The following is a 14531-nucleotide window of genomic DNA, read 5'->3' on the forward strand; positions in this document are numbered from 1 at the left end:
ATGGGTGAGGAAACGGGCGAACTGCCCCGTCGATTCTCAGACTTCTCTGGTACGCGCGTAGTGCCGCGACGCCTTCGCCCGGTTCCCGCACGCCGCCATCGAGCACCAGCGGCGGGTGCCGTTGCGCGAGGTGTCGAAGAAGTGCAGGATGCACGCCTCGTGGGCGCAGCCGCGGATGCGGTCGGGCGCGGTGGTGAGCAGTTCCAGATAGCCCCGGGCGGCGAGCCAGGCCGGCCCCCAGGCGGGATCGCGGAACTCGGGGATCTCGCCCGGCCCTTCGGCGGTGAGGGTGGCCCGGATACGGCCATGATCGAGCACGGCGTCCAGCGGAGCCGTCTCACCCCCGTCCACGGCCTTGCGCAGCGCGTCCCGCGCCTGGAGGGTGTGCCGCAGCGTCGCCGCGTCCGCCTCGAACCGCGCGTCGAGCGCGTTGGCCGCGAGCCAGACGTCGAGCCCGTCGGTGTCCTGGAGCAGATCCTGGACGGCTCCTTCCCGCATCCACCGCGTGTTGAGCAGATCGAGTGCGAGGGGCTCGCCGGTGAGGGGGCGCGGGTCGGCTGACATGCGGGTCTCCTTCGATGCTAACCGCTCAAGGGTACGTGAGGGGTTGCGTCCGCCGCATCTAACCCTTAACTTTATTGAGAGAGGTTAGCCACCCGAAGGGATGAATCATGACCCTGCGCACCGGCCACATCGGCCTGAACGTCACCGATCTCGACCGCTCACTCGCCTTCTACCGGGACGTCCTGGGCTTCACGCTGATCGCCGAGGGCAAGGAGGAAGGCCGTCGGTACGCGTTCCTGGGCGACGGCTCGGCCCTGGTCCTCACCCTCTGGCAGCAGGCGGAGGAGGCGTACGCGGGCGACCGCGCGGGCCTGCACCACCTCGCCTTCGAGGCGGACTCGATCGCGAGGGTGCGGGAGTACGAGGAGGCGCTGCGGACGTACGGCGTGGACTTCGCCTATGAGGGAGTCGTCGCCCACCGCGAGGGCGCGGCCTCGGGCGGCATCTTCTTCCACGACCCCGACGGGACCCGGCTGGAGATCTCGGTGCCGAGCGGGGTGGAGGGGGCACCGGCACCGGTGGAATCGGCCCCGACCTGCGGGTTCTTCTAGCCATGGGCGTCTATCACGCGGGCTCACGGACCGTGCAGGAACGGGTGGGGGTGCGGGAGCGGGCGGATCACGTGGGCGCCTCGATCGGAGAGGGCATCAAGCCGGTCGCCGCCGCGTTCCTGGAGTCGCAGCCCCTGCTGATCGTGGGCGCCGCCGACCCGTCGACGGGCGCGGTCTGGGCGTCCCCGCTCGCCGGACCGCCGGGCTTCGTACGGGCGACGGGCCCACGGCAGATGTCGGTGACGGGAGGGGTCCCGGCGGCGGACCCGCTCGCCACGGCGCTGGCCACCCCGGGTGCGGTGGTCGGCACCATCGCCCTCGACCCGCGCACCCGCCGCCGTATGCGCCTCAACGGCCGACTCCGGCCCACGGAACGCGGGTTCGCGGTAGCGGCGGACCGGGTCTTCGCCAACTGCCCGAAGTACCTCCAGCGGAGGGAGTCGTACGAGGTGGTGGCCGGCCGGGGTGAAGGGGTGCCGCGGCGAGGGCGTGAACTCTCCTCGGATCAGGCGGAGTTCATCACCGCGTCCGACACCTTCTTCCTGACGACCGTGCATCCGGACGGCGCCGACACCAGCCACCGGGGCGGCAACCCGGGCTTCGTGAGGGTGGATTCGCCGGGCGAGCTCAGTTGGCGGGACTACCCGGGCAACTCGATGTTCCTCACCCTGGGGAACCTCGCGGCGGACCCGCGGGCGGGCATGCTCTTCCTGGACTGGACGACCGGCACGACCCTCCAACTGACGGGTGAGGCCCGCACGGAGTTCGACGCGGCGGGTGGTCGCAGGGTGCGGCTGACGATCCGAGAGGTCGTCGAGACGCGGGAGGCGGTGCCGCTGCGCTGGTCGCCCCCTGAATACTCACCGGCCAATCCGGATCCGGCGGACTAACGTCCCCCTATGCGCAAGAAGTTGAGGGTGGCGGCCTACGCCATGTGCGTCCGTGACGAGCGCCTCCTGCTCGCCCGCTGGATCGGCGACGACGGCCGGCCGGAGTGGACCCTGCCGGGCGGCGGCATGGAGCACGGCGAGGATCCCTACGACACGGTCCTGCGGGAGGTGGCGGAGGAGACCGGGTACACGGTCGAGATCACGGGACTGCTCGGCGTGGACTCCATCCGCCTCACACAGGCGCGGCGTTGGGGCCGGAGCATCGACCGCCAGGGCCTGCGCCTCGTCTATGAGGCCAGGGTCACCGGCGGTGAGCTCCGCCCCGAGGTCGGCGGCTCCACGGACATGGCGGCCTGGCACCCGCTGGCGGAGGTGCCCGCGCTGAACCGGGTCGCACTGGTGGACGTGGGGCTGGCGTTGTGGCGGGAACGGCCGGTGACGGGGCGGGCGACGGGCGTCCGGGAGTAACCGGATGGGCCGCCGCGATTCCCTCCCGGGCGGGCCCCTCGTCTGGGATGCTGAACGGTATCGCCATTGCCGAGGGGGACGGCCATGGAATGGTCGATGTCCATCACATACGGGGCCCTGGGCGGCCTGGTCGTGGAGATCGTGGTCTTCTACGGCCGGATCGCGACGTGGCAGGCGGCCAGGCACCGGGCGCTGTCGCGGAACCGGCGGCGCGACAAGCTGCCGCGCTTCGACAAGTACATCGACCCGCCCTCCGACGCGCTGGCCGCCCTCACCCGGATCTGCCTCGGCGCCGGTGCCGGCTGGCTCTTCGCCCCCCAACTGACGGGCTCCCTCGCGACGGTGGCGGTGGGGGCGTCGGCGCCGGCGCTGCTGCGGCAGTTCGGGAGCGCGCGCACGCTCCAGGCGGTGATCGCGGGGGCGCACCCCGAACCGGCGGCGCCCGCGGCATCCTCGGCGTCCGCCGCCTCGGCCGGTGAGGAAGTCCTGGAGTCATGACCCGCCGCCTCGCGGAACGCTACTGGGCCTCCCTGACGGACTCCCACCCCGAGGCCCTGGACCACCTCGTCGAGCACGGCCGCCGCCGGTATCTGCCGCTGTGGCGGAGGTACGTGGCGTCGCTGCTGGACGTCGAGCCGCTCGCCCTTGAGGGCGGTGCGGGCGCGCCTCGGGAAGAGGGGGGCGAGGAGTCGGAACCCCCGACGTCCACCCTCTACTACACCCTCGACACGGACATCGACCTCGGACAGGCCGCACCCGCGCGCGGGATCGGCCGGGTCATGGCCGGCTGGGCGCTCGCGGCGGTCTTCGTCGCCGTGGCCGTGCTTGGTTTCTCGCTCCACTTCGGTGCCCGCCAGCAGGTCGTCCCGGTCATCGAGATCGGCGACGCCCCTCGTACGAGCCCGCCGCCCACGGCACGTGAGGAGCCCGGCGGGTTCGCCTGGGTCCCGCCCCAGGGCTGGCGCCGGGACGTGAAGACCGGTGCCGAGGTGCACTACACCTCCCCGGCGGGGGACCAGGAGGTCGCCGTGAAGTCCTCCCTGTCCCGGGGCGACCTCATGAAGACCTGGAAGGCGTCGGAGAAGAACGCCCGGCAGGGTCAGGACTACCGGAAGATCCGGCTCGACCCGGCCCGCTTCGAGGGCTGGCCCGCGGTGCTGTGGGAGTACACCTTCACGCTCCAGGGCGAGCCCTGGCGCGCGGTGCTCCTCGGCTTCACGGTGGAGGGGCGGACGTACCAGATCAACACCTGGTACCAGCCGACCGCGACCCAGCCGATCAAGACCTACGAGAAGGTCCGGGCGAGCTTCACCGTCCTGCCGTCGGAACCCTCCACTACCCCGCCAGATGAACAGGGCGTGACCACCGTCCGCCCACCCGACGAGCCCTCGTAGACACCCAGGGTCCCCCAAGATCCACGTACGGTGATCGGCGTTGCGCGTTGCCGTCTCGTTCACGCGCAGGCCATTCCCGCTGCCAACGATCCAGAGTGAGCGGGTCGTTCGCCACGGCGAGCCCCGCGACCACTGCCGACGCGTTCGCACTCGGGGAGACCGCGCCATGTCGCGCATACGCTCTGTCGCCACCTCCGCCCTCGCGGTCAACCGCCGCACCGTCCTCGCCGCCACCGGCGCCGCAGCCGTCTCCGCCGGCGTCGGCTACGCCCTGCGGCCCACCGACAGCCAGGCCGCCACCGCCACCTCGACCTCCGCCGCCGCCGGTTCCGGCATCGCGGCCGAGGCGCCCGTCGCCCAGTCCCGGCAGGCTCCGGCCGCCACCCCCCTCGCGCCCTACACCCGCGGCACCACCATCGCCACCGTCGCCGCCGCGCGCACCTCGTCCGGCTTCCGCCGCCTCGGCAACGGCCCCGGCTGGGGGCGTGTCGTCCGCGGCGACCTCGCCGCACCGAAGACCGGCCGCGCCGGGCGCCGTACCGCGCTCGCCGCGTTCGTGCAGCTCACCGACATGCACCTCATCGACGCCCAGCATCCGATGCGGCTCGAATACCTGCGCTCGACGGACGTGCACGCCTGGCGTCCGCAGGAGGCGCTGACCGTGCACGGCGCGGTCGCCCTCGTCGAGCGGATCAACGCGCTGCGCGGCGGCCCCGTCACCGGAGCCCCGCTGCACTTCGCGATGACCACCGGCGACAACACGGACAACAACGCCAAGTCCGAGCTGGAGTGGTTCCTGAAGGTGATGAGCGGCGGCCGGATCAGCCCCAACTCCGGTGACCCGCGGCAGTACGAGGGCGTCCTGAACAGCGGCATCAAGCAGTACTGGCAGCCCGACACCACGGTCCGCGACGCCGACAAGCAGCGCGGCTTCCCGCACCTCGACGGCTTCCTCGCCGCCGCGATCCGCGAGCTCAACAGCCCCGGCCTGAACCTGCCCTGGTACTCCACGGTCGGCAACCACGACGCCATGCCGCTCGGCTGCTACGGCTCCCACGCCGACCCCTGGCTCACCGAGTACGCGGTCGGCGGCAAGAAGCTCATGAACCTGCCGGCCGCCGAGGCGAAGAAGCTCCAGGACGCCATCAAGACGGCCAAGGACCCCAAGGGCGCCGGCTTCCGCGACCTGCTCAAGGCCCACGCCCGCGACATGCGCTCGGTGACGCCGGACGAGAACCGGGCACCGTACACGCCGGTCGAGTACGTCCAGGCGCACCTCGACCCGACCTACCGCGGTGTCGGCCCGGTCGGCCACGGCTACTCCACCGCCAACCTCGACGCGGGCACCCAGTACTACACCTTCCGCATCGCCGACGACGTCATCGGCATCAGCCTCGACACCACCGACGCCGGCGGCCACTACGAAGGGTCCGTTGGTACGGCCCAGTTGAAGTGGCTGGAGAAGACGCTGACGGACAACAAGGACTCGTACGCCATCGTCTTCAGCCACCACACCAGCCAGTCCATGGACAACACCCGCCCCGACCCGGCCCGCCCCGGCGAGCGCCGGCACAGCGGTGCGGAGGTCGTCGCCCTGCTGGGCCGCCACCGCAACGTCCTGGCCTGGGTCAACGGTCACATCCACCGCAACGACATCACCGCCCACGCGGGCTCCGGCGGCGGCCCCGGCTTCTGGGAGATCTCCACCGCCTCCCACGTCGACTACCCCCAGCTCGCCCGGGTCGTCGAGCTGGTGGACAACAAGGACGGCACGCTCTCCCTCTTCACCACCTGCGTCGAGTCCTCCGCCCCGCACCGCACGGATTTCGCCGACCTCTCCCAGACCGGCCTCGCGGCGCTGTACCGCGAGCTGTCGTTCAACGCCCCGGGCGCGAGCACCACGCTGGGTGGCGCGGCCCGGGACCGCAACACGGAGCTGGTGCTGAAGAAGGGCTGAAACCCGCTCAACGGGAGTACAGGGCTCAACCTCGGCGACACCACCCGTGTCTCCCTCCCCGACCAGCAGGAAAGCCGGAAGGGAACACGGGGATGACCGGGATGAACCTGAGGACGAGGACCGTACGGACGACTCTCGTGGCGGCGACGGCGGTGGTGCTGTCGACGGCACTGGCGGGCCCCGCCCTGGCCGCCCCGAGAGGCGGCGGCGAGCACACCGCGACCCGGGAGGCGATCGAGGCCGCGGTGAAGGACGGCGTGCCCGGCGTCACGCTCACGGCGGACGGCTGGTCGGCGACCGCGGGCGTCGGCGACCTGCGGACCGGCGCCCCGCGTTCGCCGTACGACCGCTACCGCATCGGCAGCATCACCAAGACCTTCGTGTCGACGGTGCTGCTGCAACTGGAGGCGGAGGGGCGGCTGTCGCTGGACGACAAGGTGGAGCGGTGGCTGCCGGGCGTGGTGCGGGGCCACGGCCACGACGGCCGCGCCATCACCCTCCGCCAGCTGCTGAACCACACCAGCGGCATCTACGACTACACGTCCGACGAGGACTTCGAGCGGACGTACTTCCTGGCGGACGGGTTCTTCCGGCATCGCTACGACACCAGGTCGCCGCGGGATCTCGTGGCCATCGCGATGGGGCACGAGCCGCAGTTCACGCCGGGTGCGTCGTGGAGCTACTCCAACACCAACTACATCCTGGCGGGGATGGTGATCGAGAAGGTGACGGGACGCCCGTACGCCGCCGAGATCCGCGGCCGGATCATCGAGCCGCTGGGCCTGCGCGCCACGTCCGTCCCGGGCACCCGCGTCACCGTCCCGCAGCCCTCCGGCCGCGCCTACTCCAAGCTCGCCGAGACGACGACGGGCCCGACGTACGACGTCACGAAGCTCAACCCGTCCCTGGCGGGCTCGGCGGGCGAGATGATCTCCGACTCGAAGGACCTGAACCGTTTCTACGCGGCCCTGCTGAAGGGCAGGCTGCTCCCGGCCGAGCAGTTGAAGGAGATGAAGACCACGGTGGCGACCGGCGGGCCCGCCGGGTACGGCCTGGGTATCTCGGGCGTCGACCTCAGCTGCGGCGTCCGGGTGTGGGGCCACGACGGCGGCATCCACGGCTCCCAGACGGTGGCGCTGGCCACGGCCGACGCCCGGCACTCCCTCGCCTTCAACTTCAACGGCGACTGGTCGGGAGACGCGGTCTCGGTGGTCGAGGCGGAGTTCTGCGGAAAGTAGTCGTCCGTACCGCTCATGACCCCGCCCCGGTCCGCCCCGGTCCGTCACTACCGGGGGAGGACGACCACATACGCGGCCGGGTCGCGGTCGCCGGACGCCATGAGCGCCGTGCGGACCACGGCCGCCTGCTGTTCCATCGACTCGCGGAGCTTCCTCGGGGTGATGTGGACGACCGTGATGCCGAGACGCTCCAGGTGTTCGCGCTTGCGGGCGTACTCGGACCACAGCGCGTCCTCGTCCTGACGGGGGGCGCGGGTGTCCAGTTCCACGGCCACCGCCTGTTCCGGCCAGTACGCGTCCAGACCGCCCAGGTGCGGGCCGCCCGGCAGACGCAGGTCGACGTTCCACACCGGGTCCGGCAGACCGTGTTCGCGGACCATGCGGTACAGGCGGTCCTCCGCGATCGCCCGGCCCTCCGCCAGCAACGAGTCCACCGCGTCCACCACATGGGGGCGGGACAGAAGCTTCGCCTGGTTCAACTCGCGGACCACCGCGGCCGGTTCGCAGTGGCCGCCGCGGACGGCCTCGGTGAGCAGACGGCGTACGGCGCCCGCGTCCGCCAGTTCCGAGACCGCGTCCGCCAGCGCGCGCGGCACCGGCGCCACGGGGACGCCCGTCACCTGCTGCGGGGTCGGGAGGGACGCCGTACGGACGATCCGCGCGCTGCCCGTCGAGCGCAGCCGGCGCAGCCGGGGGACCAGGACGTCGATCTTGTCGACCGACATCAGCGGCGGGGAGGAGGTGAAGCCGTGCAGGGTCAGGGCCGCGAGGCCGGTCAGCATCGCCTCCGTGTACGCCGGGGCGTGCGCGTCCTCCGCGCCGGGCTGGGCCGGGACCCCGGCCGGACGCTCCTTCGCCGCGTACATCAGGACCGCGTGCAGTCGCTCCTCGCTGGTCGGCGGGCCGGGGTGGAGCAGGATCACGCCCGGGAGGATCTGCTGCCAGGGGCCGCCGGGACGGCACTGGTCGTTCACGTCGGCGGGCGAGACACCGTGCGTACGCAGCTGCGCCGTCGTCATCACCCGGCGGTGCACCTCGGAGAGGTGACGGACCGGGCGGGGGGAGAGCGGGGGGACCGGGGTGTTGTGGTTCATGCAGCGGGGATTCCCGCCCGCTGCCGCCCCTCTAACCGCTGTTACGCGCCTGTCGATAAATGCGGACAACACGGTACTAAAGGACGGGTGTTCGGATGCCGAGTAGGCGGCGAAAACCCCTGGTCCGAATGGGGTGGACCAGGGGTTACGGCCGTTATTGACTGAACTTCGTAACGGCTACCTACCGCCCAAGCTCAGGGCAAAGCTTGGGGCTCGCTCACGGGCGCTCAGCCCGTCTTCGCGTCGCACTCCTGCCCCCGCAGCGCCCTCGCCAGATCGTCCCGCGCCTCCAGCACCAGCCGCCGCAGCGCCGGGGGCGCGTCCTCGTGCGCCGACAGCCACGCGTCCGTCGCGTCCAGGGTGTCCGGGGAGTCCTGCAAGGACGGGAACAGACCGCGCACCACATCCATGCCGATCTGGATCGACCGGTCCGCCCACACCCGCTCGATCGCCGCGAAGTACTTCTGCGCGTACGGCGCCAGCAACTCCCGCTGCGAGGACTGGTTCCACCCCCCGATCGTCGCCTCCACCAGCGCGTTCGACAGCGCGTCCGACTCCACGACCTGCGCCCACGCCTGCGCCTTCACCGCCGCCGAAGGGCGGGCGGCCAGACAGCGGACCTGGTGGCGCTTGCCGGACGCCGTGTCGTCGCGGGCCAGTTCGGCCGCCAGCACCTCCTCGTCCGCGAGCCCGTGCGAGGCCAGCGGACCGAGGAACGCCCAGCGCAGCTCCTGGTCCACCGTCAGACCGTCGATCTTCGCCGTGCCCTCCAACAGGCCCTGGAGCAGCTGGAGATCGGCCGGGGAAGAGGCCACCGACGCGAAGAACCGCGCCCACGCCAGCTGGGTCTCGCTGCCCGGCTCCGCCAGCCGCAGCTCCTTGAGCGCACCCTCCGCGAGCAGCCGCTCACCCGTGGGACGCCACCCCGGCGCCGCATAGTTGACCAGCGCCGAGTTCGCCCACGCGTGCAGCATCTGGAGCACGCCGATGTCGGACTCGCGGCCCGCGAAGCGCAGCACCAGGTCCATGAAGTCCCGGGCCGGCAGCAGCGCGTCCCGCGTCATGTTCCACAGCGCCGACCAGCACAGGGCACGGGCCAGGGGGTCGGTCAGATCGCCCAGCTGCCGCTTCAGCGTGTCCAGCGACTCCGCGTCGAAACGGGTCTTGCAGAACGTCAGGTCGTCGTCGTTGACCAGCACCAGCTCCGGCGCCTCCGCGCCCGCGAGCTCCGCCACGACCGTGCGCGGACCGTCGACGTCGACCTCCACGCGCGCGTACCGCTCCACGCTGCCCTCGGGAGTACGCCGGTACAGGCCCACCGCGACGCGGTGCGGCCGCAGTTCGGGGTGCGACTCCGCGGCCTCCTGCAACACCGCCAGCTCGGTGATCCGGCCCTCGGCGCTCAACAGCACCTGCGGAGTGAGGGAGTTGACGCCGGCCGTCTGGAGCCATGACCTCGACCACGCCGCCATGTCCCGGCCGCTGGTCTCCTCAAGCACCGACAGCAGATCACCGAGGCGCGTGTTGCCGTACGCGTGCCGCTTGAAGTAGCGCCGCGCGCCCTCCAGGAACGCGTCCTGGCCGACGTACGCCACCAGCTGCTTGAGCACCGAGGCGCCCTTGGCGTACGTGATGCCGTCGAAGTTGAGCTTCGCGTCCTGGAGGTCGCGGATGTCGGCGGTGATGGGGTGTGTGGAGGGCAGCTGGTCCGCGCGGTAGGCCCAGGCCTTGCGGCGGTTGGCGAAGGTGATCCAGGCGTCCTTGAAGCGGGTCGCGCCGACGCCTGCGAACGTGCCCATGAAGTCCGCGAAGGACTCCTTCAGCCACAGGTCGTCCCACCACACCATGGTGACCAGGTCGCCGAACCACATGTGCGCCATCTCGTGCAGGATGACGTTGGCCCGGCCCTCGTAGGACGCCTGCGTCACCTTGCCCCGGAAGATGAACTCCTCGCGGAAGGTCACCAGGCCCGGGTTCTCCATGGCGCCGAGGTTGTACTCGGGGACGAACGCCTGGTCGTACTTCCCGAAGGGGTACGGGTAGTCGAAGTGGTCGTGGAAGAAGTCCAGGCCCTGCTTGGTGACGAGGAAGACGTCGTCGGAGTCGAAGTGCGGGGCCAGACCCTTGCGGCACATCGCGCCCAAGGGGATCTCCAGGCGGGTCCCGTCCTCCAGCACCCGCTCGTAGGAGTCCGTCACGTAGTGGTACGGACCCGCCACGACACAGGTGATGTACGTCGAGATCGGCTTCGTCTCCGCGAAGCGCCAGACGCCGTCCGTGTGCGTGGCGGCCCCGTTGCTCCACACCGTCCACCCCTCGGGCGCCCGGACCTCGAACCGGAACGGGGCCTTGAGGTCCGGCTGCTCGAAGCACGCGAAGACACGGCGGGAGTCGGCCGGCTCGTACTGCGTGTAGAGATAGACCTCGCCGTCCTCGGGGTCGACGAAGCGGTGCAGGCCCTCACCCGTGCGGGAGTAGGCGCACTGGGCGTCGACGATCAGTTCGTTCTCGGCGGCCAGGTCCTCAAGGCTGATCCGGGAGCCGTCGAAGACCTCGCTCGGGTCGAGATCACGGCCGTTGAGGGAGACGGACGTCACACTCGGCGCGATCAGGTCGGCGAAGCCGGCGGCGCCGGGCTCGGCGCAGCGGAAGCGGATCGTGGTGACGGACCGGAAGGTGCCCGGAGACTCGTCGCCGTCCCCGACGGCCGAGCGGACGTCGAGGGACACCTCGTACCCGTCGACGGACAGCAGGGCGGCCCGCTCCCGGGCCTCGTCGCGGGACAGATTCTCACCGGGCACGGGCGGCACTCCCTCAAGCGGTGTTCGGTATGTGGACAGCACCGATCCTGCCATGTGCCCCTGACCGGCGGCAGCAGGCAAGAGGCCGGGAAGAGAAGCCGCGGCGGGGAATGGGGCGGGGTACGGACGGCGTTGTGCGGAGCAGTCGAACACTTTCCTTAGGAGACGCATGTCCGAGACCAGCTCCACGAAGACGCCTGTCGACTTCTGGTTCGACCCGCTGTGCCCCTGGGCCTGGATGACCTCCCGGTGGGTCCTTGAGGTGGAGAAGGTCCGGGACATCGAGGTGCGCTGGCACATCATGAGCCTGGCCGTGCTGAACGAGCCGAAGATCGACGAGCTGCCCGAGGAGTACCGCGAGCTGCTGGAGACCAAGGCCTGGCAGCCGATCCGGGTGGTCACCGCGGCCTGGCAGAAGCACGGCTCCGACATCCTCGGCCCGCTGTACACCGCGCTCGGTACCCGTATCCACAACGAGGGCCAGGGCCCGACCCGCGGGGCCGTCGAGGGCGCCCTGGCGGACGTCGGCCTGCCCGCCGACCTGATCGAGTACTTCGACCAGAAGGACTTCGAGTTCGACGCCGAGCTGCGCGCCTCCCACAAGGAGGGCATCGAGAAGGTCGGCCAGGAGGTCGGCACCCCGGTCATCGCCGTCCCCGGCCCCGACGGCGAGCAGATCGCCTTCTTCGGCCCGGTCGTCACCCCCGCCCCCAAGGGCGACGACGCGGCCAGGCTCTGGGACGGCACCCTCGCCGTCGCCTCGGTCCCCGGCTTCTACGAGATCAAGCGCACCCGGACCAAGGGCCCGGACTTCAGCAACCTGTAGGTCATCGTCATTCCGCGTCGGCGGCGGGCTCCTTCCTGAACTTCTCGGGGAGGAGCCCGTGGTCGTTGATCCGGCCGATGCGGAAATAGGTCAGACAGCCGGCGGCCGTACAGCGCCAGAGGTCGTGCACATAGGTACGGCCCCCTTCCGCGCGGGCCCAGGCCTTCTCGTCCTGGTCGAGCTTCTCGAAGTCCTGCATGCCACGGCAGGTCCGGCAATACCGGCTGATCGTCACAGACTCCTCCTCGCCATCACCGCCAGATCCGGGAAGTCGGTCACCACCGCGTCGACTCCCAGCCCGTAGTAGAGCGCGTATTCGGCGAAGGCGTCCCCGAAATCGTCGGCTCCGGTCCCGCGCCGGAACTGCGCCGGCAGGAACTGGTTCTCCGCCCGGAAGGTGTACGGCCCCACGCGCAGCCCCGCCGCACGGGCGTCCGTGAGGAGGCTCGTGCCGATGAGGGAGGACTTGTCCGGGCCGATCCAGTCCGCGTAGGACGCGATCTCCGCCAGGCCCGCCGGGGTCATCATGTCCCGGTAGGTGACCGAGGGTTGGTCGTACGGTCCGCCGGTCGTCCCCAGCGCCTGCCACAGCGGTACGCCCAGTCCCGTCATCCGCTTCAGGCTCGTCGGCTCGAAGGACTGGACGACGCACTCGCGGGCCGTCAGGCGGTTACGGCGAATCGCGGACGCCAGCTGCGGCTCCAACTCCAGGCCCAGCGCACGGAAGTACGTCGGGTGCTTCGTCTCCGGGAAGACGGCGACCGTCCGGCCGTACGCCTTCGACAGCCCATGGGCCAGGTCCACCACCTCCTGGAAGGTGAGGATCTCGTCCCGGCCGTCGAAGACCGTGTTGCGGTTGCGGACCAGGGGGAGACGCTCGACCGCCCGCAGTGTCTTCAGCTCCGCGAGCGTGAAGTCCTCCGTGAACCAGCCGGACACGGAACGGCCGTCCACCGTCTTCGTCGTACGGCGGTCCGCGAACTCCGGGTGCGCGGTCACGTCGGTCGTCTGGGAGATCTCGTTCTCGTGCCGGACGACCAGGACGTGGTCCTTGGTCGGGACCAGATCCGGTTCGATCCAGTCGGCGCCCGTCTGGACGCCGTACGTGTAGGCCGACGCCGTGTGCTCGGGACGCCAGCCGGCCGCTCCTCGGTGTCCGATGACCAACGGGCCCCGGTGGGAGGCGGCTTGTGCGGGTACGGCCGCGGCCACCGGGGTGGCGGCGGCCGCGAGCAGCAGGGAGCGACGTCTCGGATGCATACGGTTCCCCTTCGTCGGAGTCGGGAGGTGGTGCGGTCGTCGAGTCCGTCAGTCGCGCGCCCGGCCACGAGCCACGGCCAGCCGCGCCAGATGGTCGGTGTATCCCTTCGCGTAGTACGCCGCCCGCCCCGCGTCCGGCTCCACGACCGTCGTCGGCCGGGTCCATGTGTCGGTGTCCAGGGCGATGCCGTACCGCTCGGCCGCCGCCAACACCGCGCCCCGCGCGCCCACTTCACCCTCGACCACCCGTAGCGGCCGGCCCAGTACGTCCGCCAGCAGCCGCATCCAGGCGGGGCTGCGGGTGCCCCCGCCGCACACGGCCAGCGTGCCGGTCAGGCCCGCCGCGTCCAGGCAGTGCCGGGCCGCGTAGCCGATGCCCTCGCAGGTCGCCCGGACCAGGTCGGCCGGGGTCGACTCCAGGGAGACGCCGGTGAGTTCGGCGCGGAGCCGGGGTTCGACGAAGGGAGCGCGTTCGCCGGAGGGCGCGAAGTAGGGGAGGACACGGACGCCGTGCGCGCCGGGCGGGGTGTCCGCCAGGAGGGCGTCGACCTCGTCATGGGCGACGCGGGTCGTCGACAGCACCCAGTCCAGGGCCGCCGTGCCGACCATCGCCGGCATCGCACGCAGCCAGTGGCCGGGGCGGTCGGTGGAGATGTGAAGGCCGGCCGGTTCGCCGGTCAGGTCGAGGTCGGTCGTGGCGACGAGGCTGGCCAGGCAGGTGCCGACGATGAGCAGGCCGTCGCCGGGGCGTGTGACACCGGCGCCGAGAGCGCAGGCCGCCAGGTCGTAGGGGCCGTTGGCGAGGGGGGTGCCGGCGGGCAGGCCCTCGCCCTTCGCCCCGCCCTTGGCCACCGGGTCGCTGACCGGCGCGAGCAGACCGCGGCGGTGGGTCAGACCGAGGAGTTCCACGACCCGGTTGTCGTAGGCGCGGGTTCTCGGGTCCAGGAACGGCATCGACGCGTCCGAGACGTCGGTGGTCGCGCGGGGCGCCCCGGTCAGACGCTGGAACACCATGTCCTTGCAGTAGACGGCCGCCGTCGCCGTGTCGAGGGACTTCGGGTCGTGGCTGTCCAGCCAGGCCAGCAGGGGGCCGGGACAGCCGGGGAACATCGCGCTGCCGGTGCGGCGGAAGACGGTCTCGAAGGTGCCGTCCGCCAGCCAGCGGTCGACGAGCTCGGCCGCCCGCCCGTCCATCCAGGAGGCCGCCGGACGGACGGGGCGTCCGGCACGGTCCAGCAGCCACACGCCGTCGCCCTGCCCGGTCAGCCCGGCCAGCTCCACCGGCTCGGCCGCGTCGCCGGTCACCTCCGCCAGGACGGCGACCACGGCCGCGTACACCTCCTCCTGGTCCTGCTCCACCCACCCGCCGCGCATGCTGAGGCCCACCGGCCGGGCGGCCACCTTCAGCTCGTGGCCCTCCGCGTCGAACGCGGCGGCCTTCACCGTGGACGTACCGACGTCGATCCCGATGTACACAGCGCCCTCCCT

The 14531-nt window shown here is 71.4% G+C and carries 14 protein-coding genes; 8 read left to right on the forward strand and 6 right to left on the reverse strand.

Features of this window, described 5'->3' with window-relative positions; all coding sequences use genetic code 11:
- Positions 1–36 precede the first annotated feature (36 nt).
- A complete protein-coding gene (locus tag OG866_RS28940) occupies positions 37–564 on the reverse strand; it encodes a CGNR zinc finger domain-containing protein (RefSeq protein ID WP_329339167.1) in 528 nt (175 codons plus the stop codon).
- A 107-nt stretch (positions 565–671) separates the two neighbouring features.
- Here OG866_RS28940 and OG866_RS28945 point away from each other — a divergent pair, with 107 nt between their 5' ends.
- The 7 genes from OG866_RS28945 (at position 672) to OG866_RS28975 (ending at position 7062) form a co-directional block, all read left to right on the forward strand.
- Positions 672–1115 carry a VOC family protein gene (locus OG866_RS28945; RefSeq protein WP_329339169.1) on the forward strand — a complete coding sequence of 148 codons (444 nt, stop codon included), beginning with the start codon at positions 672–674 and terminating at the stop codon, positions 1113–1115.
- Positions 1116–1117: 2 nt separating this feature from the next.
- Complete coding sequence (locus OG866_RS28950; protein WP_329339171.1) at positions 1118–2005, forward strand: pyridoxamine 5'-phosphate oxidase family protein; 888 nt, start codon at positions 1118–1120, stop codon at positions 2003–2005.
- Between the two features lie 9 nt (positions 2006–2014).
- Positions 2015–2473: an NUDIX hydrolase gene (locus OG866_RS28955; protein ID WP_329339172.1), complete on the forward strand. Its 459-nt coding sequence runs from the start codon at positions 2015–2017 to the stop codon at positions 2471–2473.
- Positions 2474–2569: 96 nt separating this feature from the next.
- On the forward strand, positions 2570–2971 hold the full coding sequence (locus OG866_RS28960) for a hypothetical protein (protein ID WP_329339174.1): 402 nt from the start codon (positions 2570–2572) through the stop codon (positions 2969–2971).
- A complete protein-coding gene (locus OG866_RS28965) occupies positions 2968–3867 on the forward strand; it encodes a hypothetical protein (protein WP_329339175.1) in 900 nt (299 codons plus the stop codon). Before OG866_RS28960 ends, OG866_RS28965 begins: the two co-directional genes overlap by 4 nt.
- A 166-nt stretch (positions 3868–4033) precedes the next feature.
- Positions 4034–5824 carry a TIGR03767 family metallophosphoesterase gene (locus OG866_RS28970; RefSeq protein ID WP_329339178.1) on the forward strand — a complete coding sequence of 597 codons (1791 nt, stop codon included), beginning with the start codon at positions 4034–4036 and terminating at the stop codon, positions 5822–5824.
- 92 nt (positions 5825–5916) lie between these two features.
- Complete coding sequence (locus OG866_RS28975) at positions 5917–7062, forward strand: serine hydrolase domain-containing protein (protein ID WP_443063579.1); 1146 nt, start codon at positions 5917–5919, stop codon at positions 7060–7062.
- Positions 7063–7109: 47 nt separating this feature from the next.
- Here the strand turns inward: OG866_RS28975 and OG866_RS28980 are convergent, their stop codons facing one another.
- Both OG866_RS28980 and pepN read right to left on the reverse strand, forming a co-directional pair.
- Complete coding sequence (locus OG866_RS28980) at positions 7110–8156, reverse strand: hypothetical protein (RefSeq protein WP_329339179.1); 1047 nt, start codon at positions 8154–8156, stop codon at positions 7110–7112.
- Positions 8157–8383: 227 nt separating this feature from the next.
- Positions 8384–10957, reverse strand: a complete 2574-nt coding sequence (gene pepN / locus OG866_RS28985) for an aminopeptidase N (protein ID WP_329339181.1) — start codon at positions 10955–10957, stop codon at positions 8384–8386.
- A gap of 169 nt (positions 10958–11126) precedes the next feature.
- Between pepN and OG866_RS28990 the strand changes: the two genes are divergently transcribed.
- On the forward strand, positions 11127–11783 hold the full coding sequence (locus OG866_RS28990; RefSeq protein WP_329339182.1) for a mycothiol-dependent nitroreductase Rv2466c family protein: 657 nt from the start codon (positions 11127–11129) through the stop codon (positions 11781–11783).
- Between the two features lie 7 nt (positions 11784–11790).
- Here the strand turns inward: OG866_RS28990 and OG866_RS28995 are convergent, their stop codons facing one another.
- From OG866_RS28995 to OG866_RS29005, 3 genes are read right to left on the reverse strand one after another with little or no spacing between them, the layout of a single operon-like run.
- Positions 11791–12018 carry a hypothetical protein gene (locus OG866_RS28995; protein WP_329339184.1) on the reverse strand — a complete coding sequence of 76 codons (228 nt, stop codon included), beginning with the start codon at positions 12016–12018 and terminating at the stop codon, positions 11791–11793.
- Entirely contained in the window at positions 12015–13043 is a 1029-nt protein-coding gene (locus OG866_RS29000; protein ID WP_329339186.1) for a glycerophosphodiester phosphodiesterase family protein, read from the reverse strand. The genes OG866_RS28995 and OG866_RS29000 overlap by 4 nt, the downstream gene beginning before the upstream one ends.
- Before the next feature lie 48 nt (positions 13044–13091).
- Positions 13092–14519 carry an FGGY-family carbohydrate kinase gene (locus OG866_RS29005; protein WP_329339188.1) on the reverse strand — a complete coding sequence of 476 codons (1428 nt, stop codon included), beginning with the start codon at positions 14517–14519 and terminating at the stop codon, positions 13092–13094.
- Between the last annotated feature and the right edge of the window lie 12 nt (positions 14520–14531).

It is taken from the genome of Streptomyces sp. NBC_00663, from assembly GCF_036226885.1.
Classification (GTDB): domain Bacteria; phylum Actinomycetota; class Actinomycetes; order Streptomycetales; family Streptomycetaceae; genus Streptomyces.